20 protein-coding genes are annotated in these 25,012 nt (G+C 71.1%); 11 read left to right on the top strand and 9 right to left on the bottom strand.

Annotated elements, in window-relative coordinates; all coding sequences use genetic code 11:
* Positions 1 to 59 precede the first annotated feature (59 nt).
* Both ABT137_RS34155 and leuE read left to right on the top strand, forming a co-directional pair.
* Positions 60 to 1,640, top strand: coding sequence for an acyl-CoA mutase large subunit family protein (locus ABT137_RS34155; protein ID WP_351714992.1), 1,581 nt, complete (start codon positions 60 to 62; stop codon positions 1,638 to 1,640).
* A gap of 49 nt (positions 1,641 to 1,689) precedes the next feature.
* Positions 1,690 to 2,343, top strand: coding sequence for a leucine efflux protein LeuE (leuE, locus tag ABT137_RS34160; RefSeq protein ID WP_351714993.1), 654 nt, complete (start codon positions 1,690 to 1,692; stop codon positions 2,341 to 2,343).
* Positions 2,344 to 2,376: 33 nt separating this feature from the next.
* Here the strand turns inward: leuE and ABT137_RS34165 are convergent, their stop codons facing one another.
* Positions 2,377 to 2,898, bottom strand: a complete 522-nt coding sequence (locus ABT137_RS34165; RefSeq protein WP_351714994.1) for a PadR family transcriptional regulator — start codon at positions 2,896 to 2,898, stop codon at positions 2,377 to 2,379.
* Positions 2,899 to 3,012: 114 nt separating this feature from the next.
* Here ABT137_RS34165 and ABT137_RS34170 point away from each other — a divergent pair, with 114 nt between their 5' ends.
* Entirely contained in the window at positions 3,013 to 3,564 is a 552-nt protein-coding gene (locus tag ABT137_RS34170; RefSeq protein ID WP_351714995.1) for a hypothetical protein, read from the top strand.
* A gap of 53 nt (positions 3,565 to 3,617) precedes the next feature.
* Entirely contained in the window at positions 3,618 to 4,313 is a 696-nt protein-coding gene (locus ABT137_RS34175) for a TMEM175 family protein (protein ID WP_351714996.1), read from the top strand.
* 31 nt (positions 4,314 to 4,344) lie between these two features.
* Here the strand turns inward: ABT137_RS34175 and ABT137_RS34180 are convergent, their stop codons facing one another.
* Positions 4,345 to 5,733 (bottom strand): FAD-dependent monooxygenase, encoded by a 1,389-nt coding sequence (locus ABT137_RS34180; RefSeq protein ID WP_351714997.1) that lies wholly within the window; start codon positions 5,731 to 5,733, stop codon positions 4,345 to 4,347.
* A 71-nt stretch (positions 5,734 to 5,804) separates the two neighbouring features.
* Between ABT137_RS34180 and ABT137_RS34185 the strand changes: the two genes are divergently transcribed.
* Positions 5,805 to 6,455 carry a TetR/AcrR family transcriptional regulator C-terminal domain-containing protein gene (locus ABT137_RS34185; RefSeq protein WP_351714998.1) on the top strand — a complete coding sequence of 217 codons (651 nt, stop codon included), beginning with the start codon at positions 5,805 to 5,807 and terminating at the stop codon, positions 6,453 to 6,455.
* Between the two features lie 111 nt (positions 6,456 to 6,566).
* On the opposite strand, the gene ABT137_RS34190 is transcribed toward ABT137_RS34185, so the two are convergent.
* Positions 6,567 to 7,484, bottom strand: coding sequence for a class I SAM-dependent methyltransferase (locus tag ABT137_RS34190; protein ID WP_351714999.1), 918 nt, complete (start codon positions 7,482 to 7,484; stop codon positions 6,567 to 6,569).
* 185 nt (positions 7,485 to 7,669) lie between these two features.
* Positions 7,670 to 8,782, bottom strand: a complete 1,113-nt coding sequence (locus ABT137_RS34195; RefSeq protein WP_351715000.1) for an acyltransferase family protein — start codon at positions 8,780 to 8,782, stop codon at positions 7,670 to 7,672.
* 262 nt (positions 8,783 to 9,044) lie between these two features.
* Here ABT137_RS34195 and ABT137_RS34200 point away from each other — a divergent pair, with 262 nt between their 5' ends.
* Together ABT137_RS34200 and ABT137_RS34205 are read left to right on the top strand one after the other, a co-directional pair.
* Complete coding sequence (locus ABT137_RS34200; RefSeq protein ID WP_351715001.1) at positions 9,045 to 10,505, top strand: glycosyltransferase family 29 protein; 1,461 nt, start codon at positions 9,045 to 9,047, stop codon at positions 10,503 to 10,505.
* On the top strand, positions 10,502 to 12,820 hold the full coding sequence (locus ABT137_RS34205) for a glycosyltransferase (RefSeq protein WP_351715002.1): 2,319 nt from the start codon (positions 10,502 to 10,504) through the stop codon (positions 12,818 to 12,820). Before ABT137_RS34200 ends, ABT137_RS34205 begins: the two co-directional genes overlap by 4 nt.
* A gap of 137 nt (positions 12,821 to 12,957) precedes the next feature.
* On the opposite strand, the gene ABT137_RS34210 is transcribed toward ABT137_RS34205, so the two are convergent.
* Complete coding sequence (locus ABT137_RS34210) at positions 12,958 to 14,292, bottom strand: alpha-2,8-polysialyltransferase family protein (RefSeq protein WP_351715003.1); 1,335 nt, start codon at positions 14,290 to 14,292, stop codon at positions 12,958 to 12,960.
* The gene (locus ABT137_RS34215; RefSeq protein WP_351715083.1) at positions 14,289 to 15,266 is read right to left on the bottom strand and encodes a glycosyltransferase family 2 protein; all 978 of its coding nucleotides are present in this window, start codon (positions 15,264 to 15,266) and stop codon (positions 14,289 to 14,291) included. The genes ABT137_RS34210 and ABT137_RS34215 overlap by 4 nt, the downstream gene beginning before the upstream one ends.
* A 198-nt stretch (positions 15,267 to 15,464) precedes the next feature.
* Here ABT137_RS34215 and ABT137_RS34220 point away from each other — a divergent pair, with 198 nt between their 5' ends.
* From ABT137_RS34220 to ABT137_RS34235, 4 genes are read left to right on the top strand one after another with little or no spacing between them, the layout of a single operon-like run.
* On the top strand, positions 15,465 to 16,787 hold the full coding sequence (locus ABT137_RS34220) for a DUF6716 putative glycosyltransferase (RefSeq protein ID WP_351715004.1): 1,323 nt from the start codon (positions 15,465 to 15,467) through the stop codon (positions 16,785 to 16,787).
* A gap of 56 nt (positions 16,788 to 16,843) precedes the next feature.
* Complete coding sequence (locus ABT137_RS34225) at positions 16,844 to 18,106, top strand: cytidylyltransferase domain-containing protein (protein ID WP_351715005.1); 1,263 nt, start codon at positions 16,844 to 16,846, stop codon at positions 18,104 to 18,106.
* A 15-nt stretch (positions 18,107 to 18,121) separates the two neighbouring features.
* Positions 18,122 to 19,057: an N-acetylneuraminate synthase family protein gene (locus ABT137_RS34230; protein WP_351715006.1), complete on the top strand. Its 936-nt coding sequence runs from the start codon at positions 18,122 to 18,124 to the stop codon at positions 19,055 to 19,057.
* 47 nt (positions 19,058 to 19,104) lie between these two features.
* Complete coding sequence (locus ABT137_RS34235; protein ID WP_351715007.1) at positions 19,105 to 20,244, top strand: hypothetical protein; 1,140 nt, start codon at positions 19,105 to 19,107, stop codon at positions 20,242 to 20,244.
* Between the two features lie 23 nt (positions 20,245 to 20,267).
* On the opposite strand, the gene ABT137_RS34240 is transcribed toward ABT137_RS34235, so the two are convergent.
* From ABT137_RS34240 to ABT137_RS34250, 3 genes are all read right to left on the bottom strand, one after another.
* Positions 20,268 to 21,728 (bottom strand): aldehyde dehydrogenase family protein, encoded by a 1,461-nt coding sequence (locus ABT137_RS34240; RefSeq protein ID WP_351715008.1) that lies wholly within the window; start codon positions 21,726 to 21,728, stop codon positions 20,268 to 20,270.
* Entirely contained in the window at positions 21,725 to 23,374 is a 1,650-nt protein-coding gene (locus tag ABT137_RS34245; RefSeq protein ID WP_351715009.1) for a thiamine pyrophosphate-dependent enzyme, read from the bottom strand. The genes ABT137_RS34240 and ABT137_RS34245 overlap by 4 nt, the downstream gene beginning before the upstream one ends.
* 68 nt (positions 23,375 to 23,442) lie before the next feature.
* Positions 23,443 to 24,900, bottom strand: a complete 1,458-nt coding sequence (locus ABT137_RS34250; RefSeq protein ID WP_351715010.1) for an MFS transporter — start codon at positions 24,898 to 24,900, stop codon at positions 23,443 to 23,445.
* Positions 24,901 to 25,012 lie beyond the last annotated feature (112 nt).

Here is a 25,012-nt window from a genome sequence, read left to right on the forward strand (position 1 = left end):
AGGAACCAACAGACGTACCGGCATATTGGTATATCGGCGTACTGCGGAGGTCACCCGTCATGGCCCGTGAGTCGGAGTCGGGACTGCCCATCGAGCCGGTCTACGGCCCCGGGGACCTGGCGGGCTGGGACCCGGCCGGGAAGCTCGGCGACCCGGGGTCGTACCCCTTCACCCGGGGCGTCTACCCGACGATGTACACCGGCCGTCCCTGGACCATGCGCCAGTACGCCGGGTTCGGTACGGCCGCGGAGTCCAACGCCCGCTACCGGCAGCTGATCGCGCACGGCACCACCGGACTCTCCGTCGCCTTCGACCTGCCCACCCAGATGGGCCACGACTCCGACGCGCCCCTCGCGCACGGCGAGGTCGGCAAGGTGGGGGTGGCGATCGACTCGGTCGACGACATGCGGGTGCTGTTCGGCGGGATCCCGCTGGACCGGGTGTCGACGTCGATGACGATCAACGCACCGGCGGCCGTGCTGTTGCTGCTGTACCAGCTGGTGGCGGAGGAACAGGGCGTACCGGCGGCGGCCCTGACCGGCACGATCCAGAACGACGTCCTGAAGGAGTACATCGCGCGGGGCACGTACATCTTCCCGCCCAAGCCGTCCCTGCGGCTCACCGCCGACATCTTCGGGTACTGCCGGACCGAGATCCCGCGCTGGAACACGATCTCGATCTCCGGGTACCACATGGCCGAGGCGGGGGCGTCCCCCGCGCAGGAGATCGCCTTCACGCTCGCCGACGGGATCGAGTACGTGCGCACGGCGGTCGCGGCCGGCATGGACGTCGACGACTTCGCGCCGCGTCTGTCCTTCTTCTTCGTGGCGCGTACGACGTTGCTGGAGGAGGTCGCCAAGTTCCGTGCGGCGCGCCGGATCTGGGCGCGGCTGATGCGGGAGGAGTTCGGCGCGAAGGACCCCAGGTCGTCGATGCTCCGTTTCCACACCCAGACGGCCGGGGTCCAGCTGACGGCCCAGCAGCCGGAGGTGAACCTGGTGCGGGTGGCGGTCCAGGCCCTGGGCGCGGTCCTCGGCGGCACCCAGTCGCTGCACACCAACTCCTTCGACGAGGCGATCGCACTGCCGACCGACAAGAGCGCGCGTCTGGCGCTGCGCACCCAGCAGGTGCTGGCGTACGAGACCGACGTGACGGCGACGGTCGACCCCTTCGCGGGTTCGTACGCCGTGGAGCGGATGACGGACGACGTGGAGGCGGCGGCCGTCGAGCTGATGCGGCGGGTCGAGGACCTCGGGGGCGCGGTGGCGGCGATCGAGCACGGCTTCCAGAAGGGCGAGATCGAACGGAACGCCTACCGCATCGCGCAGGAGACCGACGCGGGGGAGCGGGTGATGGTCGGCGTCAACCGGTTCCGGCTGGACGAGGAGGAGCCGTACGAGCCGCTGCGTGTCGACCCCGCCATCGAGGCCCGGCAGGCGGAGCGCCTCACCCGGCTGCGCGCCGACCGCGACCGGGCGGCCCTCGCCGCGGCCCTCACCGCCCTCAAGAAGGCCGCCGAGGGCGACGACAACGTCCTGCCCCCGATGAAGGAGGCGCTGCGGGCGCGGGCCACGGTGGGCGAGGTGTGCAACGCGCTGCGGGAGGTGTGGGGGGTGTACGTCCCGACGGACGCGTTCTGACGGACGGCACCCTCAGGCGTTGTCGGACCCGCGTGCGAGACTGCTTCTCATGTTCGGCGTCATCGATCTCCCCACCTATCTGGCAGGACTCGTCCTGATCGTCCTGCTGCCCGGCCCCAACTCCCTCTACGTGCTGTCCGTCGCCGCCCGGCAGGGGATCCGGGCCGGTTACACCGCCGCCGCGGGCGTGTGGTGCGGGGACACCGTGCTGATGACGCTGTCGGCGGCCGGGGTCGCCTCGCTGCTCAAGGCCAACGCCGTGCTGTTCGGGATCGTGAAGTACGCGGGCGCCGGCTATCTCACCTGGCTGGCGATCGGGATGCTGCGGGCGGCCTGGACGATGTGGCGGTCGCGGAAGCAGCAGGCGGCGGAGCAGACGGCACCGGTCGCCGCCGCGACGCAGGAGCGCCCGTACCGCCGCGCCCTGGTGATCAGCCTCTTCAACCCGAAGGCGATCCTGTTCTTCATCGCCTTCTTCGTGCAGTTCGTCGACCCTGGGTACGCCTACCCGGCGCTGTCCTTCGTCGTCCTCGGCGCCTTCGCCCAGCTGGCCAGCTTCCTCTACCTCAGCGCCCTGATATTCAGCGGCACCAAGCTGGCCGACGCGTTCCGCCGCCGCAAGCGGATGTCGGCGACGGCCACTTCGGCGGCGGGGGTGCTGTTCCTCGGGTTCGCGGTGAAGCTGACGCTGGCCAGCGCCTGACCCTGAGCCACCGGGCGGGCCCGGCCGCCGGGGTCACAGGTGTTCGGTCAGCCGCTCGGCGGCCCAGTCGGCCCATTCCGCCGAGGTCGTCGACCCGCGCAGGCCGTATTCGAGGATCAGCCAGCCGCAGATCTGCACCGGGTCGCCGACCCATTCGACGTTGTCCCGCACGGCTTCCAGCGCGGTGAGGCGCTCGCGGTTGATGCGGGCGAAGTTCTCCAGGTAGTCGACGCCCTCCTCGCGGCTGAGCGTCCACAGGAAGAAGACCCGCAGCAGGGCGGCGCTGCGGAAGGCGAAGTCGGTGCCGGGTTCGGTGAGCCAGCCGCGCAGTTCCGCGCGCCCTGCGTCGGTGATGCCGTACTCGCGGCGCTGGCGTGCGCCGGTCCCGGTGACCTCGATCAGCCCCTTCTCGCTGAGCTTCGCCAACTCGCCGTAGACCTGGCTCTTCTGGGCGGGCCACACGGCGGACAGGCCCGACTCGAACCGCTTGAGCAGGTCGTATCCACTGGCGGGCTGCTCGGCCAGGAGGCCGAGGAGTGCGTGGGGCAAGCTCATGGCCTCACCCTACCTTTCCGGAATTCACCCGTCACGACTGGACAGAGCAAGATCGACCGGCCATTCTTGGACCGTCCAACATTGGACTCTCACCTTGTCCGAAGGAGACAACCGGTGAACTACGTCCGCGGGTTCGCGCCCTGGCTGTGTTACGCGGCCCTGAGCCCGGTCGACTGGCGACTGGGCACGAGCGCCGCCGCCCTGGTCGCGCTGTATCTGCTCGCCTGGCAGCTCCGCGCCCGCACGGTCGACCTTCTGGGGGCCGCCACCTGCGGGTTCTTCGTGGTCATGGCCGGTATCGCGCTGGCCGACCCGGGGACCGCACTCCAGCACTGGATCTGCGCCCTGGCCAACGCCACCCTGGCGGCCACGGCCCTGGCCTCCCTGGCCGTCCGTCGCCCGTTCACCCTGGCCTTCGCCCGGGCCGAGGTGCCCAAGGAGTTCTGGGACTCCCCCCGGTTCATCAGGTTCAACATGGTGCTGACCGCCATCTGGGCGGCCGGGTTCGCCCTCGGCGCGCTCGCCTGCGCCGCCGTCGTCGACTACGACCACTCCGCGACCGCGCCGCTCGTCACCGCCCAGGTCCTGGCGTTCGTCCTCCCCTTCGCCGTCGGCGGCCGGTACGCGGCACGGGCCAGGGCCCGCGCCGCGCAGGCCCTGGCGTGACGTCCACAGCTCCGCACACTTCTGCACGGCTCTACACGAGGAAGCAGTCGAACATGCCCGACACCCGCGCGCAGCACACCGCCGGGCCCCAGGACCGGACCGAGGACACCGAGGAGGCACCCGGCCCCGGAGGCCGGCCGGTGAGTCCGGAGCGGCTGATCTACTTCTCGGACGCGGTGGTGGCCATCGCCATCACCCTGCTCGCCCTGGAACTGCCGGTCCCCACCGGGGAGGTCCACGGCAACTCCGGCGTCCTGCACTTCCTGCGCGAGCACCTCGCGGAGTACACCGCGTTCCTGGTCAGCTTCTGGGCCATCGCCATCCACTGGATGATCCACCAGCGGCTGTTCCGGTACGCGACCGGACTCTCGGGCGGTGCCATCCGGTGGAACCTGCTGTGGCTGCTCGCGATCGTCGTCACCCCGTTCACCACGAAGCTGCTGACCAGCGAGGCCGACGCGTTCCAGGTCCAGTTCATCGTGTACGCGGCCAACCAGGTCCTGACCTGCCTGTTCTTCTGGCTGGCCGTCACGGACCTGCGCAGGTCGGGGGTGCTGGACACCGGTGACTCGGCGGCGGCCGTGTCGAACACGATGAGCTGGCTGACGGCGCTGATGCTGTCCTTCCTCATCTCCATACCGGTCGCACTGGTCACCCACTGGGCGTCCGTGTGCTGGGCCCTGCTCCCCGCGATCCGTATCTGCCTGCGCGGCCTCCGGCGAGGGCCCCGCGCCGCGGCCGCCACGTGAGCCGCGCACCGGGGGTTTTCGGCGCCGCGCGCTACACGGCGGCGAAGGCCCCGGTGCGCGCCGCGTACGTCCGCAGTCCCTCGGCCGTCTCGCCCGCCCAGCCCACATAGCCGTCCGGGCGGACCAGGAACACCCCCGGGCCGTACGACTCCGGGGCCGGCACGCCGCCGATCCCGGGCACCGGTTCCGGGGCCAGCAGCGTCCAGTGCGGCCCCCGGAACGCGTCGAACATCCGCACCCCGTCCGCGTTCCGCCCGTCGGGCGCGCGGTCGCCCGCCCGTACCGGTCCCGGATCGGCCCGGGTCTCCTCGGTCAGCGAGGACTCCCGGTAGCCGATGCCCAGCTGGACCGTGGCCTCGCCCCGCCGGACCTCGCCGTGGTGGACGCTCGTCGAGAGGCCCAGCATGGCGGCGGCGTTCGCCCGGCGCTCCTCCTCGTAGGTGTCGAGGAGCGTGTCCGGGGCCCGGCCGGCGAGTACCGCGGCCAGCTTCCAGCCCAGGTTGTAGGCGTCCTGGACGCTGGTGTTCAGGCCCTGGCCGCCGGCCGGGGAGTGGACGTGGGCCGCGTCGCCGGCCAGGAAGACCCGGCCCACCCGGAACCGGTCGGCCAGCGCGGCGCGCGGGCGGAAGTCGGAGGCCCAGCGCACCTCGGTGATGTCCGCCGCGTCGAGGTGGCTGTACGTCGTCACCAGCCGGCGCAGGCCTTCCAGGGACAGGTCGGTCTCCGTGCCCTCGGGCAGCCTGCCGCTCAGCTGGAAGTCGTCGGTGCCGGCCAGCGGGCACAGCGCCACACCGCAGCCGTCGTCGCCGACGAAGATGTGCCAGTGCTCGCGGTCGAGGCCCCGCACCCGCAGGTCGGCCACCAGGAACGGGCTCGGGTCGACCGACTCGCCGGTCATTCCGACGCCCACCGCACGCCGTACGGTCGAACGCCCGCCGTCCGCCGCCACGACATACCGCGCACGAGCCGTCGTACCGTCGGCGAAGCGGGCGGTCACTCCCTCCGCGTCCTGCTCAAGCCCCGTCAGCCCGCGCCCGAACGCGACCCGGCCGCCCAGCTCCCGCAGCCGCGCGTACAGCACCTCCTGCGTGCGCCACTGCGCGACCATCAGCGGTTCCGTGTACGGCGCGCCCTCGTCCGCCGCCACCGTGTCGAACATCGGCTTGGTCCCGAGGGGCTCGCCGTTCTTCCAGAACAGCTGGGGCGGGTAGGGGCCGCCGGCCGCGCGCATCGCGTCGAGCACGCCGAGGTCGTCGTACACCTCCTGCGTCCGGGGCTGGATCCCCTTGCCGCGCGAGCCCGGGAACAGCTTCTCGCCGGACTCCACGACCAGTGCGTCCACCCCGCGCCGGGCGAGGTCGATCCCGAGGGCGAGCCCGGTGGGCCCGGCACCCACGACCAGAACATCCATCGCATCCATCGCATTTCTCCTTAACGCTGTTAAGTGCCGTCGACGACAAGGCTGCCCTTAACGCTGTTAAGCTGTCAAGCGTGAGTACGGAACGACGCGCCCCCCTCGACCGCCGCCGGGTCGCCGACACGGCTCTGCGCCTGCTGAACGAGGTCGGTCTGGAGGGGCTGACCCTGCGGGCCATCGCCAGGGAGCTGGACGTCAAGGCCCCGGCGCTGTACTGGCACTTCAAGGACAAGCAGGCGCTGCTCGACGAGATGGCGACGGAGATGTACCGCCGCATGGTCGCGGTCACGCGGCTCGACCCCGCCGGCACCTGGCAGGACGGGCTGCGCACGGCGAGCGGGGGGCTGCGCACGGCCCTGCTCGGCTACCGCGACGGCGCGAGGGTCTACAGCGGCTCACGCTTCACGGGCATCGACCACGCTCCGGAGCAGGAGACCTACCTGCACGTCATGACGGAGGCCGGCTTCACCCTCGCCCAGGCGGCCCAGGCCGGCATGACGACGAACGCGTACACCATCGGCTTCGTCATCGAGGAACAGGGCGTGGAACCCCTCCCGGGCCAACGCCGGGAGGGCTACGACGTCGACGAACGAGCCCGCATGCTGGCCGACTTCCCCCTCTCGGCGGCAGCGGGCCGAGAACTCTTCACCGACTACGACCGCCAGTTCGAGGAGGGCCTGGAACTGGTCATCACCGGAGTCGCCGCGCGTTACAAGATCACCTGAGGGCCCCGCGCCCCAAAGGGGGCGCGGGGCTGTATTGAGTTTGTGGCTCCGCCGCGTGGGCGCGACCAGCCACGACGGCGCCGCACCCGCCCCACAGCCCCCGCCTCGCGACTACCGCATCGCCCGCCGCAAAGCCCGCGTGAGCACAGGCGGCAGCAGATCCACCGCAACCCTCCGCACCCGGCTCCGCCGACGCGGCACCGAGGCCGCCGACCCCGACATCACCGGCGCCGCAGGCGCTGAAGTCGGCTCAGGCGCCTCCGGCGCGTCGGCATAGCGCGACAGCGGAAACTCCGGCTCCCGCATCCCCTTCGACTTCAGCCGTATGATCCGGTGCCCCGCCGCCTCCTGCATGCTCAGGTGGCAGTCGGTCCGCCCCCGCGCCATCTCGATCAGCTCCTCCTGCACCGCCCCGGGGTCGCCCCACGTGCCGTACAGCTTCTGGGTGCTGATGCATATCGGGTGCAGGTCCCCGTTGAGGACCGCCTCCCAGGTGGCGACGGAGACGCCGGGCGTGTGCTCGGAGCGGAAGTCGTCGAGGACCACGATCCCGTCGGGCAGGAGCAGCTCGCGCGCCGCCGCTATGTCGCCGTGCACATGCTCGTACAGGTGCGACGCGTCGATGTGCACGAACCGGCAGGAGCGCGGCGCGACCTCGGCCGGCACGACCGAGCTGGGCCCCTGGAGCACCCGGGGCAGCTCGTCGTGGAAGGCGAGGTAGTTCTCCTCGAAGAGACGCCGGGTCAGCTTGCCGTACGACTTCGTCGACTCCGCGCGGTTCGCGTCGTCGGGTGCGTCGCCCTCGAAGAGGTCGCAGACCGTGAAGGACTCGCCGGGCTGCAGGTGCCGGCCGGTGAAGATCGCGCTCTTGCCCATGTAGACCCCGACTTCGAGGAGGTCGCCCCGCGTCGAGGAGGCCTCCTGGCGGCTCAGGAACCAGTCGAAGAGCACCTGGTCGAGCACGGGGAACCAGCCGGGGACGTCGTCGAGACGGCGGGGCAGTCGGGTCGTTTCCTGGGTGGTGGACATACGGAAGGAGCACTCCCTCGATACGCGGTACGCGGTACGCAGTGCGGCAGCCTGTGGGAAACCTGCGGACCGCCTGTGCATGGCTGGGCTCCACGGTGCCTGCCCGCCACGCGCCTCCGAAAGCGGCCGAGAGGTGAAAGGCGGGTCAATTTTCCAAAGTGAACGGGAGGTGAATCAAAGGCGAATCAGGGCGCCTTCAGGGCCCTTTTCAGTCTCGGCCCGACCGGTGTCTCCACGAACCGGTGGATCAGCCGGGCCAGCCCGAGCATCCCGAAGACCGTGACCAGCAGCGTCGGCCATGGCGGGATTCCCCACCCTCGGTGCAGCACCCGGATCACGAACCATCCGATGTGTTCGTGGACCAGGTAGAACGGGTAGGTCAGCGCCCCGGCCGTGGTCAGCCAGGGCCAGGCCGCCCAGCGCGTCCAGCCGGCCGCCACCGCCGCGACCGCGGCGAACGCCAGGGTGACGACGAGCATCACGACGTACGGGTTGCGCGGGCTGCCCGGGTGCCACAGTCCCCCGGTGGCCGTGCGCAGCCCGAGGATCCAGGAGAGCGCCACGATGCCCCAGGGCAGCAGCCGGCTGCCGAAGCGGTGGACGAGGTAGAGGGCCAGGCCGCCGATGAAGTACGGGGCGTACTGGGGCATCACGAGCAGCTCGGCCCACGATCCGTCGCCGGCCGCGGTGGACAGTACGGCGGCCAGGGTCCACACCGAGCAGAACAGCACCACTCTGCGGTAGGTGACGCCGGGCAGGACGACGGTCAGCGCGAACAGGGCGTAGAAGCGGACCTCGACCCAGAGCGTCCAGCAGACGCCGAGCACGCGCGGTACGCCCATGGGCTGTTGGAGCATCGTCAGGTTGACCAGGAACTCGTCGGGCCGCACCGCGCGGACGACGGCGGGCAGGACCAGGGACGTGCCGGTGACCAGTACCAGGGCGACCCAGTACGCGGGGTAGAGGCGGGCGACGCGGGAGCGGAAGAAGTCGCCGAGGGAGCGGCCCCAGCTGCTCATGCAGATCACGAAGCCGCTGATGACGAAGAAGAACTCGACGCCGAGGCAGCCGTAGACGGCCGCCCGGGACAGGGTCGGGAAGACGTGCTCGGGGTTCTGGTGCCAGGACGCGGAGACGACTCCGCCGCGTCCCGCGTAGTGGTAGAGGCAGACCATCAGGGCGGCGGCGAGCCGCAGTCCGTCGAGGGCGAGAAGTCGGGTGCGGGGGTGTCCGGGTGGGGCCGGGACGACCGGGGTCTTCGCAGGCGAGGGCGCCAGTGTGGGGGTCGCGAGTGACATGGTCCGGGACGCCTACCCGAGTCCGGGCCGTTAATCATCCGATCTGTTCGCAGAGTCCCCGGGACGTGCGAAGTCCCATACCGTCACCTGGGGGAATCATAGGAAGTGCGCGGTGAACCTGCTAACCATTCTCTTACTCGTAGGGGTTCGTTAACCATATAGTCGTTTTGGCTTCCTAGTTTCTCCATCCATCCCCCTGGTGCGGGTCACCTCACCACACACAGCGATTACACAAGCTTTGCTTGGCAAAATCAGGAGAGCTATGACGAGGGTCCAGAACAGGCGGGCACCTGCGCGCGGAGGGGAGCTGGACGACTGCCTGCACGCCTGCGCTGTGCACAGCGGCAAAGTGGTCGGCAGCCTCGACCGCCGTCGCGCGGAGCTGGCGGAGCAGCTGCGCAAGCTGCTGGTGGTCGTTGCCACGGAAGGCACCACCACGCCCGCGCCCGCCTCGGCCGGCGGTGCGACGGCGCTTCTCAAGCGCGCCGTCAAGGGCGCGGCGAGCCCCTCGGGCGGGATCAACAACGACCTGCTGGACGCTCTCCTCGCGGTCGCCAACAAGGCCCTGGAGTGCGGTTACAACGACGAGCTGAACCTCGCCCTGGTGATCAGCGACACCGTCCTCGCCCAGCGCAAGAACTCCCGCGCCGGCTGGCGGCTGCGCGCCCGCATCCTGGAGGGCCTCGGCGAGGAGGGCGAGGCCGTCGAGGCCTACGAGCGCTACCTGGAACTCACCACCGACGACGGCTTCGGCGTCGCCAACCGGATATCCGGCATGCGCCGCGCCGCCGAACGCGAACGCGAACTGCTCGACCTCCTGAAGCGCCAGGTCCCCGCCGCCACGGACCACGTCCGGGCGCCCTCCACCGCCACCTGGGCCGAGGGCCTCGCCCTGCAGGCCGTCGGCGACTGGCGGGCCGCCGAGCCCCGCCTGGTCGGCGCGCTGCTCGCCCTCGCCGAGGACGAGGCGCCGGTGAACGACCGGCAGGAGCTGCTCAGCCAGTACCTGGACCTGCGCCTCGCCGAGGGCAACGACGCCGGCATCGCCGAGGCCGTCGCGCTCTACTCCGAGCAGCGCCGGATCCGGATGCGCGGCCCGGTCGCCAACCCGACCGTCGACGGCGTGCAGTGGATCAGCCTCGGCGAGTTCCGCAACCAGATCGCCGGCAAGTCGGTCTGCCTGATCGCCAACTCGGGCCGGGTCGGCGCGAGCGGCATCGGCAAGCAGATCGACGACTACGACCTGGTCGTGCGCTTCAACTCGTACAAGATCGACCCGAAGCACACCGGTGAGCGCACCGACATCCACGTCAGCATCCACAAGCACGCCTTCAACTGGGAGAAGCCGGTGACCACCCGGCTGATCTTCGGCGGCGTCTCGGGCGACTGGAAGCACTCGCTGCGCAACAAGCTGGTGCCCGGCGCGCAGAAGTACCTCGGCGACGAGTCGCTGCGCTGGCCGATGCGGAACATCGGGCAGATCAGCGCCGACGCCTGGACGGGCATCCCGACCTCCGGGTTCAACATGCTGTGGCTGCTGGACTTCCTGGACGTCAGCCCGACCCTGGACCTGATCGGCTTCGACTTCTACGAGAGCGGCGCCTACCGCGTGCAGGAGGCCATGAAGCTGGCCATCACCTCCGTGCACGAATACACCAGCGAGAAGGATTGGGTCATGCAGCGGGCCCAGAGCGTGACGGACATGAGGATCTCCCTGCGATGACGACCACCTTCACCTCGGCGATACCGAACACCGACGCGAGCGCCCTCACCAAGAAGCGCCGGATCGCGTTCGCGTCCTACGTGGACGAGAACTACCTGCCCGGCTTCCTGGTCCTGCTGCGCAGCCTCGCCCTGTCCAACCCGGGCGTCTGCGAGGACTTCGTCGTGCTCTACGACGACCTGCGCCCGGCCTCCATCGCCAAGATCCGCGCCCTGCACCCGCGGATCGTGCTGCAGCGGGTCAACGACACGCACTACGACTCGTACGTCAAGGGCGACCAGGACAACTACCTGGTCCGCAAGGCGTACTTCATCCTCGACATCTTCCGGCTGCGCGACTACGACACGGTCATCACCCTGGACACCGACATGGTCGTCCTCGGTGGTCTCGGCGAGCTCCTGGAGCTGCGCGAGGGTCTCGCGGCCGTCCCGCAGTTCTTCTACGGGCAGCACAAGCTGAACTCCGGTCTTCTGGTGATCCAGAAGGAGTACCTGTCCGACGAGTTCTGCGCGAAGATCGACAAGGCCGGCCGCAGCGGCGAGTACGAGCTGGACAAGCACGACCAGGGCATCCTGAACGCCGTCCTGGACGGCGACTTCGTGCGCCTCGACGCCAAGTACAACTTCGTCAAGCGGCGGCTCTCCGGCGACCTCCCGGTCCCGGAGGACACCAAGATCCTGCACTTCACCGGGCGCCACAAGCCCTGGCAGGGCGGCGAGGCCGGCTACGCGCAGGCCGAGGACCGCTGGCGCGAGTTCGAGCTGACCGACGCCGAGTTCCACGCGGCCTACTTCGCCTCCTCCGGCGGCCTCCACCACGACCTGGTCGTCCACTTCGGCGCCCCGCACGTCAAGCGCACCGGTGACGTCGAGATCGCCCGCAAGGTGGCCGCCGCGCACATCGCCTCCGGCGACTACCAGGACGCCGTCGACGTCATGAGCAGCGTCCGCATCCCGCTGGACGAGGCCTGGCCGCACGAGGTGCTCGGGCACGCCCTGATGAGCGTCTCGCGCTACGACGAGGCCAAGACCCAGCTGCTGCTCGCCAGCGCCGCCCCCAACCGGGCCGCGACCGCCTTCGCGCGGCTCGCCCAGATGGCCTGGGTGCACGGCGACAACACCGAGGCCCTCCGGTACGCCACCGCCGGCCTCACCGTCGACCCCACGCACCGCTCCAGCCGCCTGTGGGCCCAGCGCGCCGCCGCCGTCCCCTCCCAGGAGCAGGGCAGCGCCGAGGACCAGCTGGCGCACGTCGCGTTCTACATGGACCGGCAGGGCAACGCGGGCGACAAGCTGCTCCCGGAGACCGTCCGGCTCGGCTTCGGCCCGGACACCACCTCCCGGCGCTGGCACTCGGTGCACGCCCACCGCTACTTCGACAAGGCCGCCCTGGAGCGCGTCAACGCCCGCCGGGGCCTGGTCATCGGCGGCGGCGGTCTGTTCATCCCGGACACCATGCCCAACGGCAACAGCGCCTGGCAGTGGAACGTCCCGGACGAGCACCTGCGCGCCATCGACGTCCCGATCATGATCTACGCGGTCGGCTTCAACGCCTTCGACGGCCAGTCCTACCGTGCCCAGCGGTTCAACGAGAGCCTGCGGCTGCTGGTCGAGAAGTCCTCCTTCTTCGGCCTGCGCAACCACGGCTCCATCGCCAAGGTCCGCGGCATGCTCCCGCCGGAGCTCCAGGACAAGGTCGTCTTCCAGCCCTGCCCCACCACGGTCATGCGCCAGCTGGTGACCGGCTGGACCGACCCGGCGTACCGCGAGGACACGGTCATGCTCAACGCGGCCTACGACCGCGCCGGGCTGCGCTTCGGCCATGACTACGCGCACTTCCTCGCCGAGATGGCCAAGGCCGTCCGCAAGATCGGCGAGCACACCGAGGTCAAGTGCGTGGCGCACTCCCTCGACGACGAGAAGATCGCCTTCGACCTGCGCCGCGAGCACGGCATCTCGCTGCCGGTGATCCCGATGTACGACTTCTCCAACGACGAGATCCGCGAGACGTACGCCAAGACCCGCCTGGTCATCGGCATGCGCGGGCACGCCGGCATGATCCCGTTCGGGGTCGGCACGCCGATCATCTCGCTCATCTCGCACCCGAAGATGGCGTACTTCCTGAACGACATCGAGCGGCCCGAGTGGGGCGTCTCGGTGCACGAGAAGAACCTCGGCGAGATCCTCACCGAGCGCGCGATCGGCATCCTCGACAACCACAGCCGCACCGTCGCCGACGTGCACGACCGGCAGGAACAGCTGTGGAAGGTCACCCAGGACAACGCTGCCACGATCAAGAAGATCCTGGGCCGGTGACACCGAAGGGGCGGGTCCGCTCCGGACCCGCCCCATGGGCAGCGCCCCGTAAGGGGCGCGGGGAACTGCGCGACCAGCCACGACGGCGCCGCAGACGACATGCCACGGCGCTTCCAGCGAAGCGCTTGGCGAAGCGCCTAGCGGCGCACGACCCGGCGCAGGTTGCGTGCCTTGCGCGCCATCCGGCGGACGGTCGCGTTGCGCAGCGGGAACGTCAGCTGGGACGGCACCCCGCCGGGCAGCCCGAGCGAGGTCAGGCGCTTCCGCTTGAAGTAGCGAATGGTGGTGTCGTTCAGGTGCTTCGTCAGGTACCGCTCGGTCTCCGCGCGCAGCTGCGGGTAGATCTTCGGCTGCATCGCGAAGCCCACCGCGCGGATCAGCTCGCCGAGCGCCTCGACGCTCAGCCGCGGACGCTGCTCCTCGACCGCCTTGCGGTCGGTCAGCTCCGGGATCAGCGCGTCGACGACGGTGACCGGGACGCGGTTGCTGTTCTCGTACGGGGTGAGCTTGTCGAGCAGGGTGTCGGTGCCGACGCAGGCGGTCGGCAGGCCGTACAGCGCGGACGCGGTGAGCAGCGCGGTGGAGAAGCAGCCGACGACCAGGGCGGGACGCATCCGCTGGTAGAGCACCTCGGCGAGGACCGTGGTGTCCAGGACGGTGAGGTCGACCTTGAGCTTCTCGGCCTCCTGCTCCAGGGTGCGGGCGAACCGGGCCGGGGCGGAGGGGTGCGGCTTGAACACGACCTTGGTGTGGCCGAGTTCGACGGCGCCCTTCAACATCCGGACGTGCAGGTTCTCCTCCTGCTCGGGGGAGAGGATGCCGAGCGCGGAGAGGTACTGGCCGAGCAGCAGGGCCGGTTCCTCGATCTGCGGGAGCTCGTCGCCGCTGGGCGAGAGTTCGGCGAGCACCTTGGTGAACGCCGCGGTCGGCACGACCTCACCCTCGACGCCGAACTCGGTGAGCAGCATCGGCTTCAGGCCCGGCACCAGGTCGAGGTGGAGGACCCGGTCGACGCGGGTGCCGACCAGCGGGTCGATCTTGTTGCGGGTCGGGCCGTAGCTCATCAGGCCGTCGGCGTAGACCGTGACCGGGGCGCCGGTGAAGATCTGGGTGAGGCTGAGCGAGGGGTTGACCTGGATCGACTCGACGGCGAACTCGACGTCGTCGTCGCCCAGCTGCCACTCGTGGCGCAGGAAGCGTTCCCACAGCGGGAAGTCCTCCAGGCGCGGGGCCCAGCCGCCCGGGTGGAACGGGAAGATCGTCTCGTTGTACGAGATCACGTCGTCGAAGCGGTCGCGCAGCCGCTCGAAGCCGGGCGCCTCGTCCAGGCCCGGGGTGGTCTCGGGGGTCGCCGCGTTGTTGCAGACCAGCAGGATGCGCCGGTCGGCCGGGCGGAAGGCGCCGGAGTCCAGGGCGGCGGCCAGGGTGGCCGTGCCGTAGAGGGTGGACGCCTGGAAGATCTGGGTGGTCACGCGGCGGCTCCCGCGGGGGCGGGACGGCGGCGCAGCCGGCGCAGCTTGGTGGCGCGCTGGAGGTCCATGGAGTCCAGGGCCTCGTCCAGCACGTCCTGCGGCATGCGCCGCAGTGCGGCCGCACTCATGGATTTCAGCTTCTTCGCCACCGCGGGCTCGAACCTTTCGATGGATCCCAGGTGATGGGAAATGATGGCGCAGTAGGTACGGACGGCCTTCGGCAGGAGTTCCTTCGCGTCGGCGTCCTGTGCGGTTTCCTCGATCACCTGGTCGAACGCGCGAATGAAATCGAGCTGACGGACGTCGCCGATCTGCGTGAGTGACGAGGCTACGCCACGCCGGTAGAAGACGCCGAGCAGGTTCACCGCCGCGAAGGACCCGGCCTCCCGGTGCAGCTTCCAGATCCACGGCCGGTCCTCGGCCGTGCGCAGCCCGTCCGTGAAATGGACGAGCCCCTTGTCCACCAGACGGCGGTGGTAGACGCCCGCCCACGCGTAGGCGTAGTCGACGGAGGTGGACCGGTCGGCGGGCAGGATGGCGTCCCGCGGGTTCATCACGACGTTCCGGCGGCCGACCGGCACCCGGGTCACGACCCGGGCGCGCGCGGTGCACTGCACATGGTCGGTGCGGACGAAGTCGCAGCCCAGCGACTCGATTGCGTCGACCAGCTGGGGGTAGTAGCCCGGCGCCAGCCAGTCGTCGCCGTCCAGGAAGGTCACGTACTCGCCGCGCGCTTTGTCGATGCCGGTGTTGCGCGCGGTGGCCAGACCTCCGTTCAGCTCGTGTCTGACATGGACCGCGCCGGGGAGCTCGCGCTCGGCCCGCGCGAGAATCTCTGGTGTCCCGTCGGTCGAGCAGTCGTCGACGAGAATGAATTCGAAGTCCTCACGCGCGTTCGCGCGCAGGCTCCTCAGGGTGTCGGGCGCGTATTGCTGCACGTTGTAGAACGGCACGATGACGGAGAGCTTGACCACGTGGAGGACGTTAGGCGGACGCCCGTCATCCGTCTTGACTGTCGCCTTGAATCCAGGTGAACGACGCGTGGCGAAGCTGTGAACCAGGCAATTTTCTGGGCTTATCCCGAGCTGATTCCCCATCCGGAGATGTGTTGTTAACCTTTTGTTGGATTCGGGTTCGGGAGTTCCTCGGAATCGCTTCCTAGCGTCTTGGATGTGCCAGCAAGTGCAACGAAGTCCCTGCGGGTGGCCGTCCTGGCGGATTCCGATACTCGGTGGAAGTGGGGGGCGCTCACCGCGAAGCGCCTGATTCCCAACGAAAACGACAATTCGGACATTCGGCTCGACGGCTACCTCCTGCGCGGCCGTGCCACCCCGACCGCCCGCCAGCTCCAGGAGGTCGGCGTCCACGCGGACTCGCTCCGCGAGGTCACGGCCGTCGAGTTCCTGAGAGAGATGGACCAGCAGTCGTACGACATCCTCGTCCTCTCCCTCGTCGGTGGCGGGACGCAGGCCATGCTGCACGGGCTGCGCAGCGCGTGGGCCGGCCGGGAGAAGCGGCCCGTCGTCGTCACCGGCTATGTCGGAGTCGTCTACGAGAAGCTCGCCGACGGTCTGCTGCTGCGGCACGGCGCGGACCTGGTCCTCGCCAACTCCCGCCAGGACGCCGACCGGTTCCGGGCGGTGTACGACGGAGTCGGCGCCGACTCCTCGTCGGTGACCGAGGTCGCGCTGCCGTTCCTCGGCGGGGCGCCCTACGAGGGCGAGCACGACCCGTACACCGTGGTGTTCGCCGCCCAGCCCTCCGTCCCGGACAGCCGCAAGGACCGTACCTACCTGCTCAACCGGCTGATCGAGCACGCCCGCAAGCACCCCGAGCGGGAGGTGCTGCTCAAGCTGCGCTCCAAGCCCGGCGAGCACACCACCCACATCGAGGAACTGCCGTACCAGAAGCTGGTCCAGGGCAAGGACGTGCCCGCCAACTTTCGGCTGGTCTACGGCCACATGGGCGAGGTCCTCGACCGCACCGACCTGCTTGTCACGATGAGCTCGACGGCCGCCCTGGAGTCCCTGCACCGCCGGATCCCCACCGTGGTCCTCACCGACCTCGGCATCCGCGAGGCGCTCGGCAACCACCACTTCGTCGGCTCCGGCTGCCTCGCCTCCTGGGACCAGCTCGACGCCGGACACCGCCCGGCGCCCGACGCCGAGTGGGTCTCGCGGCAGGGCGTCGCCGCTGACGGCAGCTACGCCACGGCCTTCGACGCGGCCCGCGAACGCATCGCGAAGCTGCTCGCGCGGCCCGGTGGGCTGCCGCCCCTGAACCCGTACTACACACCCGAGACCGCGTCCGGTTACCTGCCCGGCATCCTGGCCCGCCACCACCTCGGCCCCGACGGCGTCCCGCTTCCGGGCGCGCCCGCCGCCGACAAGGCCCCGGGCCCCGTCCGCCAGATCGTGCGCCGGGCCGCACGCGGCGCCTACCGCCACGGCGTCCAGCGGGTGGCCCCCGTGATCCGACGAATGGGAGAGCTGTGAGCGACCGGATCCCGCGCCAAGGAGCCTCGCTCCAAGCGTCCGAAGGAACTGAGCCGATGTCCCACCCCGAAGGGGCCGTAGTGCCCCGCGTCCTCGCCGTGATCCCCGCCAGGGGCGGCTCCAAGGGCGTGCCCGCCAAGAACCTCGCCCCGGTCGGCGGCGTCCCGCTGGTCGCCCGCGCGGTCCGCGAGTGCGTCGCCTCCCGCCTGGTCACCGACGTGGTCGTCTCCACCGACGACCAGGCGATCGCCGCGGCCGCCCGCTCGGCCGGCGCCGAGGTCGTGCTGCGCCCCGCCGCCATCGCCGGTGACACCGCCACCTCCGAGGCCGCCGTCCTGCACGCCATGGACGCCCACGAGGCGCTGCACGGCGCCACGGTCGACGTCGTGCTGCTCGTGCAGTGCACCAGCCCGTTCATCGTCCGCGAGGACATCGACGGGGTGGCCGGCGCGATCGTCGACAACGGCGCCGACACCGCCCTGACCGTGGCCCCCTTCCACGGCTTCGTCTGGCGCGACGAGGTGCACGCCCCGGTGCCGGTACCGGCTACGGGTGACGCCGACGAGGCCGCCGCCAGCGGCGGCTTCGGCGTCAACCACGACAAGTCGTTCCGCCCGCGCCGCCAGGACCGCCCCCAGGACTTCCTGGAGACCGGCGCCGCCTACGCGATGCGCGCCGACGGCTTCCGCGAGCACCAGCACCGCTTCTTCGGCCACACCGAACTGGTGCGGACCGACCCCGCGCGCGTCCTGGAGATCGACGACCCGCACGAGCTGGCCCGCGCCCGCGCCCTGGCCCCGCTCTTCGACGCGGACCGTCCCGGCGCGCTGCCGACCGCCGACGACGTCGACGCGGTCGTACTGGACTTCGACGGCACCCAGACCGACGACCGGGTGCTGATCGATGCCGATGGAAAGGAGTTCGTCTCCGTGCACCGCGGCGACGGACTCGGCATCGCCGCCCTGCGCAAGAGCGGGCTGAAGATGCTGATCCTCTCCACGGAGCAGAACCCGGTCGTCGCCGCCCGGGCCCGGAAGCTACAGATTCCGGTCCTGCACGGCATCGACCGCAAGGACCTCGCCCTCAAGCAGTGGTGCGAGGAGCAGGGCATCGCTCCCGAGCGCGTGCTCTACGTCGGAAACGACGTCAATGACCTCCCGTGCTTCGCCGTAGCCGGCTGGCCCGTGGCGGTCGCGAGCGCCCACGACGTCGTACGCGGCGCCGCACGTGCGGTCACCACCCTCCCCGGCGGTGACGGCGCGATCCGAGAGATCGCCAGCTGGATCCTCGGCCCCTCTCTCGATTCCCTCCCGAAGTAAGGACACCCCACAGTCATGAGCAACTCCCGCCTGCGCCAGTTCGGTTCCCGTGAGGTCGGCCCCGGCAAGCCCGTCTACATCTGCGGCGAGATCGGCATCAACCACAACGGTGAGCTGGAGAACGCCTTCAAGCTGATCGACGTCGCCGCCGAGGCCGGCTGTGACGCCGTCAAGTTCCAGAAGCGCACCCCGGAGATCTGCACCCCGCGCGACCAGTGGGACATCGAGCGCGACACCCCCTGGGGCCGCATGACCTACATCGACTACCGCCACCGCGTGGAGTTCGGTGAGGACGAGTACCGTCAGATCGACGAGTACTGCAAGAGCAAGAACATCGCCTGGTTCGCCTCCCCGTGGGACACCGAGGCCGTCGCCTTCCTGGAGAAGTTCGACATCCCCGCCCACAAGGTCGCCTCCGCCTCCCTCACGGACGACGAGCTGCTGAAGGCGCTGCGCGCCACCGGCCGTTCGATCATCCTCTCCACGGGCATGTCGACCCCGAAGCAGATCCGCCACGCGGTCGAGGTCCTCGGCTCCGAGAACATCCTCATGTGCCACGCCACCTCCACCTACCCGGCGAAGGCCGAGGAGCTGAACCTCCGCGTGATCAACACGCTGGAGAAGGAGTACCCGAACGTTCCGATCGGCTACTCCGGCCACGAGACGGGCCTGCAGACCACCCTCGCCGCGGTCGCGCTCGGCGCCACCTTCGTCGAGCGTCACATCACCCTCGACCGCGCCATGTGGGGCTCCGACCAGGCCGCCTCGGTGGAGCCGCAGGGCCTCACCCGCCTGGTCCGCGACATCCGCATCATCTCCGAGTCCCTCGGTGACGGCGTCAAGAAGGTCTACGACTCCGAGCTCGGCCCGATGAAGAAGCTGCGCCGCGTCACCGGCGTCGTCGCCGAGGCGGAGATCGCCGCGGCCGCCGGCGAGCCGGTCCAGGTCTGAGCCCGAGTCTGATTGATGTGTTACGACGACGGGACGGTCGTACGTCGATGAGCCCCCGCGCCGGGAACACCGGCCCCCACACACTCGCGTTCGTCGAGAGTCCGGTGCAGCTGCTGAACGTGCTGGAGTGGGCGCATGTCCATGCCCTGCGCGGGTCGGCGGACCCCGTGCCGACCGTACCCGGACAGGTACGGCGCCCGGCATCCGGCATATCTGCACCCGGCGCGGAACTCACGATCGTCGTCCTGTCCCCGACGGACCCCATGACCCGGGGCCAGCTGCGCCGCATGGCGGACCTGGCCCGGGACGAGGGATACCGGGTCCGCTGGGAGGAAGCACGGGGCGGCACCACCGCCCCCTTCCAGACGATCGGCGGCCTGGCGGGCTCCCTCCGCCGGGCCGACCGCATCGTGATGGGAGACCCGTTCTCCCGCTACGTACAGCTTCTGCTGACGATCACCCGCGCCCGTGACCTGGTGGTGGTCGACGACGGCACGGCGACGATGGAGTTCGTCGCCCAGCTGGCCCGTGGCGAACGCCTGGTCCGCTGGCACCGCAAGGGCGGCCGGCCCGGCGCCCGGGACCTGCTCTTCGCCCCGGTCTCCTCCTCCGCCCGCCGCCGCCTCACCCCGAGCGCCCGCCGCCGGGTGGAGGTCTTCTCCTCCATGCCGATGACGGAGACCCCGGCCGGCGTGACGGTCACCGCGAACGACTTCGGCTGGACCCGCGCCCGCTTCGGCCCGCCGCGCATCACCAAGGGCGCCGACATGGTCGGCACCTCCCTGGTGGAGACGGGCGTCGTGGACGGCGAGCGCTACCTGGAGGCCGTCCAGACCCTGGCCAAGGCGCACGGCGCGACCCGCTACTTCGCGCACCGCCGCGAGAGCACCGAGAAACTCCACCGCCTGGCCGCCGAGACGGGCCTGGAGATAGTCCGCCCGGACCTCCCCCTGGAACTGATCGCCCGCCGCGGCCCCATCGGCCGTACGATCCTCAGCTTCCCCTCGACGGTCGTGCACACCCTCCCGCTGGCCCTGGCCGGCACGGGCGTCCGCGTGGCCGTCTGCGACATCGACCCGGCGTGGCTGACGGAGAACGCGTCCCCGCGCGCCCAGGGCTTCCTGTCCGGGGTCACGGGGACGGCGAAGGACGTACACCGGCTGGCGACGGTCGCCGGCCCGGCCTAGGGCGCTCGGAGGGCTCGGCAGGTTCAGAAGGGGTAGTGGGCGTGCTGGGAGGCGAGGGTCACCCAGCGGGTGTTGGAGAACGCCTCGATGCCCCAGCGTCCGCCGAAGCGGCCGTAACCGGAGGCCTGGACGCCGCCGAACGGGGCCTGCGGCTCGTCGGCGACGGACTGGTCGTTGATGTGCACGATGCCGGTGCGGACCCGCCGGGCCACGGCCAGCCCATGGGTGGCGTTCTCGGTGATGATGCCGCAGGTCAGCCCCTGCTCGGTGGCGTTGGCGAGGGCGACGGCCGTGTCGTCGTCGGGGAAGCTCTCCAGCACGCAGACCGGGCCGAAGACCTCCGTGCGGTAGAGGTCCGCGGCCTCGGGCACGTCGGTGAGCACGGTCGCCGGGTGCACCGCGCCCTCCGGTTCCCCGCCGCCGGCCAGCACCCTGGCCCCCTTCGCCACCGCGTCCCCGACCAGCCGCGCCACGCGATGCGCGGAACGCGCGCTGACCAGCGGGCCGACGACGGTACCCGGATCGCCCGGGTCCCCTGCCCGCAGCGCGGCGACCTTCGCGGTGAACCTGCGGGAGAACTCCTCCGCCAGTGACTCGTGGACCAGGACACGGTCGCCGGACATGCAGATCTGCCCGGAGTTCATGAACACGCTGAAGGCGACCGCGTCGACCGCGTACTCCACGTCCGCGTCCGCCAGCACGATCACCGCGTTCTTGCCGCCCAACTCCAGTACGGCGGGCTTGAGATGGCGGGCCGCGAGGCCGCCGACGATCCGGCCCACCTCGGTGGAGCCGGTGAAGTTCACCGCCCGCACCCGCGGGTCGGCGACGAGCACCTCGGCGATCTCGGGCGCGTCCTCGCGGGCGTTGGTGACCACGTTCAGCACGCCGTCGGGCAGCCCGGCCTCCCGCAGCACGTCGGCCACCAGCAGCCCGCAGGCGATCGGCGCGTCCTCGCTGGGTTTCACCACCACCGTGTTCCCGGCCGCCAGCGGCGCCGCCACCGCCCGCACCCCGAGGATGACCGGCGCGTTCCACGGCGCGAACGCGGCGACCACGCCCAGCGGTTCACGCACGGCCAGGCCCAGCGCGCCCTGCTCCTGGGCGCTCAGCACCTCCCCGCGCGGGGCGGTGACCGCGGCCGCCGCCTCGCGCAGGATGTTCGCGCCGAGCGCGACGTTGAAGTACGCCCAGGGCCGGGTGCCACCGGCCTCCTCGGCCATCAGCCCGGCCACCTCCTCGCCCCGCGCGTCCAGCAGGTCGGCGGCCCTGAGGAAGATCGCCCGGCGGGCGAAGGGCGCGAGCGCCGCCCACTCGGCGAAGGCCGCGTCGGCGGCGTCCACCGCCCGCCGTACGTCCTCGGGACCGGCGGCGGCGACGGTCGCGTACACCTCGCCGGTGTACGGGTTGAGGTCTTCCTCGGTGCGGCCGGACGCGGCGGGCACGTCCTTGCCGCCGATCAGCAGGCCACGGGTGACGGTCATGCGAGCTCCTCGGGTGCGGGGCGTGAGTCGGGTGCGGGGCGTGAGTCGGGTGCGAGCGGCCGGTCGGGACGCACCGCCACCTCCAGCAGGAGCGGTGCGGCGCGGTGTGCCAAGTCCGGCAGCAGCGCGTCGAGTTCGGCGAGCAGGGTGGGCCAGTCGGTCACCCGGCGGGCCGGGCAGCCCAGCGAGCGGGCCAGTCCGCAGACGCTGACCTCCTCGAAGGCCGGCCAGGGCGGTTTGCCGCCGTGCCGGTCGGCGAGCTGGTCCATGACCGCGTAGCGGCCGTTGGCCAGCACGACGAAGAGCGCGCCGACGCCGTAGTGGGCCGCCGTCCACAGGGACTGGATCTGGTAGAGGGAGGATCCGTCGCCGACGACCGCGACCACCGGCCGCTCCGGGGCGGCCATCCGGATCCCGATCGCGGCGGGCAGCGCGAAGCCGAGCCCGCCCTGCGCCGCGCTGAGGAAGCCGAGCGGCTGCCGGGCCGGTACCAGCGCGTGCAGGTCGGGCCGGCTGGAGGGGGTCTCCTCGACCAGGACCGTGTGCGGCGGCAGCCGCTCGGCGAGGGCGGCCAGGACCTGTGCGGCACGCATTTCCTCGCCCTCGCGCGGGGGCCGCGGCGCGGCCGGCCGGCCGAGGGCGGGCATCGGGGTCTCGGATCGGTCCCGCACGCCGGCGGCCAGCTCGGCGCAGAACGCCGGCAGCGGTGCGACGACGGCCAGTTCGACGGGCGCGCGCTGGGCCTCGGCCGGGTCGTCGGTGACGATCGCCAGCCGCGTCCCGGCTCCGGCCAGGGGGCCGTCCTCGTACAGGTTCTGCCGCAGCATGGGTGCGCCCACGGCCAGGACCAGGTCGAACGGGGCGAGCGCGGCGCGCAGCCGCCCGCGTTCGGCGGGCAGATGCCCGGCGAACAGGGGATGGTCCTGCGGGAAGCCGGCCCGCGCCCCGAACGGCTCCTGCCACACCGGGCAGCGCAGCCGCTCGGCCAGCACGGTCAGCGCCTGCCAGGTCGCCACGTCGTCCGCGCCCGCTCCGACCACCAGTGCGGGACCGGCGGCCGCGTCCAGCAGGGCGGCCACCTCCCGGACCGCGTCGGCGTCGGCGCCGGTGGCCTGCCGCAGCGCGCTCGGGGCGGGCACCGGGAGGTCGTCCGCCGGCTGCGCCCAGTCGTCCATCGGCACCACCACCAGCGCCGGCCCCCGCCCGATGCGCGCCGCGTGGGCCGCCCGGCCGATCGCGCCGGGCACGTCCTGGGCGCGCACCGGCGTCTCCACCCGTACCGGATAGTCACCGGCAAGTCCCGCCAGCCGCCCGGCGAGGAAGGGCTCCTGGGCGAGGTGGCGGCGGTCCTGCTGGCCGACCAGCACCACCAGTGGGGCCCGGTTCTCCCGGGCGGTGGCCAGGGCGCCCACGGCGTTGCCGAGCCCGGCCGTGGTGTGCAGCAGCACCAGCGCGGGCTCCCGGCGGGCGACGGCCCAGCCGGTGGCGGCTCCGACCACCGACCCCTCGTGCAGGGCCAGGACGAAGTCGAGGTCGTCGGGCAGGTCGGCGAGCAGCGCCACCTCGGTCGAACCCGGGTTGGCGAAGAGGGTGGTGAGGCCGTGCAGGCGCAGGACGTCGAAGGCGGCGTCTCGCACAGTACGCATGGTGGGGGGTTCCTCTTTCGTGACGGGGATTCCGGTGCAGTGACGGGAGTTGTGGGACAGGGCGTCCATCAGGTCGGCGTTCCGCCGCCGCGGCGCGGGTCGCGTACCGGTATCAGCAGGCAGAACCCGGCGACGATGATCGCGGCGTCCAGCCACACGGCCGCCGTCCAGCCGCCGGTCTGGTCGCGGAGCACCCCGCCGACGGCGGGCGACAGCACGGCGCCCGTCTCGCCGATGAGGTTCTGCATGCCGAAGGCCGAACCGCGCAGCCGCGGCGGGGCGAGCTCGGCGGTGAGGGCGTGCCCGATGGGCTGCAGCGCGTTGAAGAACAGGCTCGCGGTGAACAGCAGCACGCCCATGACCAGCAGCGACGGTTTGCCGGCGGCGGCGAGGTACCAGGCGAACACCACGGTGAGCACGGCCTGTATGCCGGTGAAGGACAGCAGCATGGGCTTACGGCCCCAGCCGCGGCGCACCGCGAGGTCCGAGAGCCAGCCGCCGGCCGGGAAGCCGAGGATGCCGGCGCCCGCGTTGAAACCGGCGGTCAGCGCGGCGCTCGCGAAGGAGGAGTGGGCGGCGCCCGCGACGATCGACACCGACCAGAAGCTGAAGAACCACAGGTTCCACAGCACCGCGATGTACGAGAGGTAGATCAGGAAGAGGCTGCGGTTCTTCAGGACAGGACCGAGTTCCTCGCCCTTGCGGGCCAGGGCGAACAGCACCACGCCGACGGCGAGGACGACCTCCAGTACGGCGATCCACAGATCCGACAGACCGGCCTGGGTGCCCAGCTCGTAGACGGCCATGATCAGGGCGAGGGAGACCGCCGAGTATGCGGCCAGGTGCAGCGTGGCGCGGCCCACCACGCGGGCGTTCAGGTCCCTGCGGAACCGCCAGCCGAGGGCGACGGCCGCGAGCAGGGTGGCGGTGCCGAGGATGTAGAAGGTCATCCGCCAGGCGTCGACGTCGGGCAGCCACAGCTTGCCCAGGTCGATGAAGTTCGGTGTGAAGACGGTGGCGATGGTGATGCCGAGGGCCAGACCGGTGATGACCACGCCCAGGCCGAGGCTGCGCTCGCGTTCCGGGGTCGTCTCGGTGATGACCGTGCGGTCGTTGGAGTAGTAGGCGCCCTCCCCGAGGCCGGTGACGACGCGTACGACGATGAACGTCACGAGTCCGCCGACGAGCCCGGTGACGAGGGTGGCGACACCGGCCCAGACGAGGCTGACCACGATCAGCGTCCGGTGGCCGTACCGGTCGCCCAGGTAGCCGCCGGGGAACTGGGTGAGCATGTAGCCGGCGAAGAACAGGCCGCCGATCAGGCCGCCCAGCGCGTAGGGGCGGTCGGCGTGGGCGAGGAAGCCGACGTTGTTGTTGATCATCCAGGTGACGACGGGGCCGGTGACGGAGCGGTCGGCCGCGCTCACCGTCCAGCCGAGCATCAGCAGCAGCCACAGGCTGTGCCAGGGCTTGATCCTCCGGCCGGACGCGTCGGCGGCGGCTCCGTCGGGTTCGGCGGACGCCACGGGGGGTGGGTTGTCTGCGGTTTCGGACTGCATGGCGGCTCTCCAGGGCGGGCGGGGATCGGACCGGGTGGCAACCGGACCGGGCGGGGATCGGACCCGGGCGCGGACCGGA

The organism is Streptomyces sp. NPDC001980, from assembly GCF_040296885.1.
Lineage (GTDB): Bacteria > Actinomycetota > Actinomycetes > Streptomycetales > Streptomycetaceae > Streptomyces.

Coding starts and splice junctions, on each gene's coding strand:
- ABT137_RS34155 (WP_351714992.1), top strand. CDS start 60: ATGGCCCGTGAGTCGGAGTCGGGACTGCCCATCGAGCCGGTCTACGGC.
- leuE (WP_351714993.1), top strand. CDS start 1,690: ATGTTCGGCGTCATCGATCTCCCCACCTATCTGGCAGGACTCGTCCTG.
- ABT137_RS34165 (WP_351714994.1), bottom strand. CDS start 2,898: ATGAGCTTGCCCCACGCACTCCTCGGCCTCCTGGCCGAGCAGCCCGCC.
- ABT137_RS34175 (WP_351714996.1), top strand. CDS start 3,618: ATGCCCGACACCCGCGCGCAGCACACCGCCGGGCCCCAGGACCGGACC.
- ABT137_RS34180 (WP_351714997.1), bottom strand. CDS start 5,733: ATGGATGCGATGGATGTTCTGGTCGTGGGTGCCGGGCCCACCGGGCTC.
- ABT137_RS34190 (WP_351714999.1), bottom strand. CDS start 7,484: ATGTCCACCACCCAGGAAACGACCCGACTGCCCCGCCGTCTCGACGAC.
- ABT137_RS34195 (WP_351715000.1), bottom strand. CDS start 8,782: ATGTCACTCGCGACCCCCACACTGGCGCCCTCGCCTGCGAAGACCCCG.
- ABT137_RS34200 (WP_351715001.1), top strand. CDS start 9,045: ATGACGAGGGTCCAGAACAGGCGGGCACCTGCGCGCGGAGGGGAGCTG.
- ABT137_RS34205 (WP_351715002.1), top strand. CDS start 10,502: ATGACGACCACCTTCACCTCGGCGATACCGAACACCGACGCGAGCGCC.
- ABT137_RS34225 (WP_351715005.1), top strand. CDS start 16,844: ATGTCCCACCCCGAAGGGGCCGTAGTGCCCCGCGTCCTCGCCGTGATC.
- ABT137_RS34230 (WP_351715006.1), top strand. CDS start 18,122: ATGAGCAACTCCCGCCTGCGCCAGTTCGGTTCCCGTGAGGTCGGCCCC.
- ABT137_RS34235 (WP_351715007.1), top strand. CDS start 19,105: ATGAGCCCCCGCGCCGGGAACACCGGCCCCCACACACTCGCGTTCGTC.
- ABT137_RS34240 (WP_351715008.1), bottom strand. CDS start 21,728: ATGACCGTCACCCGTGGCCTGCTGATCGGCGGCAAGGACGTGCCCGCC.
- ABT137_RS34245 (WP_351715009.1), bottom strand. CDS start 23,374: ATGCGTACTGTGCGAGACGCCGCCTTCGACGTCCTGCGCCTGCACGGC.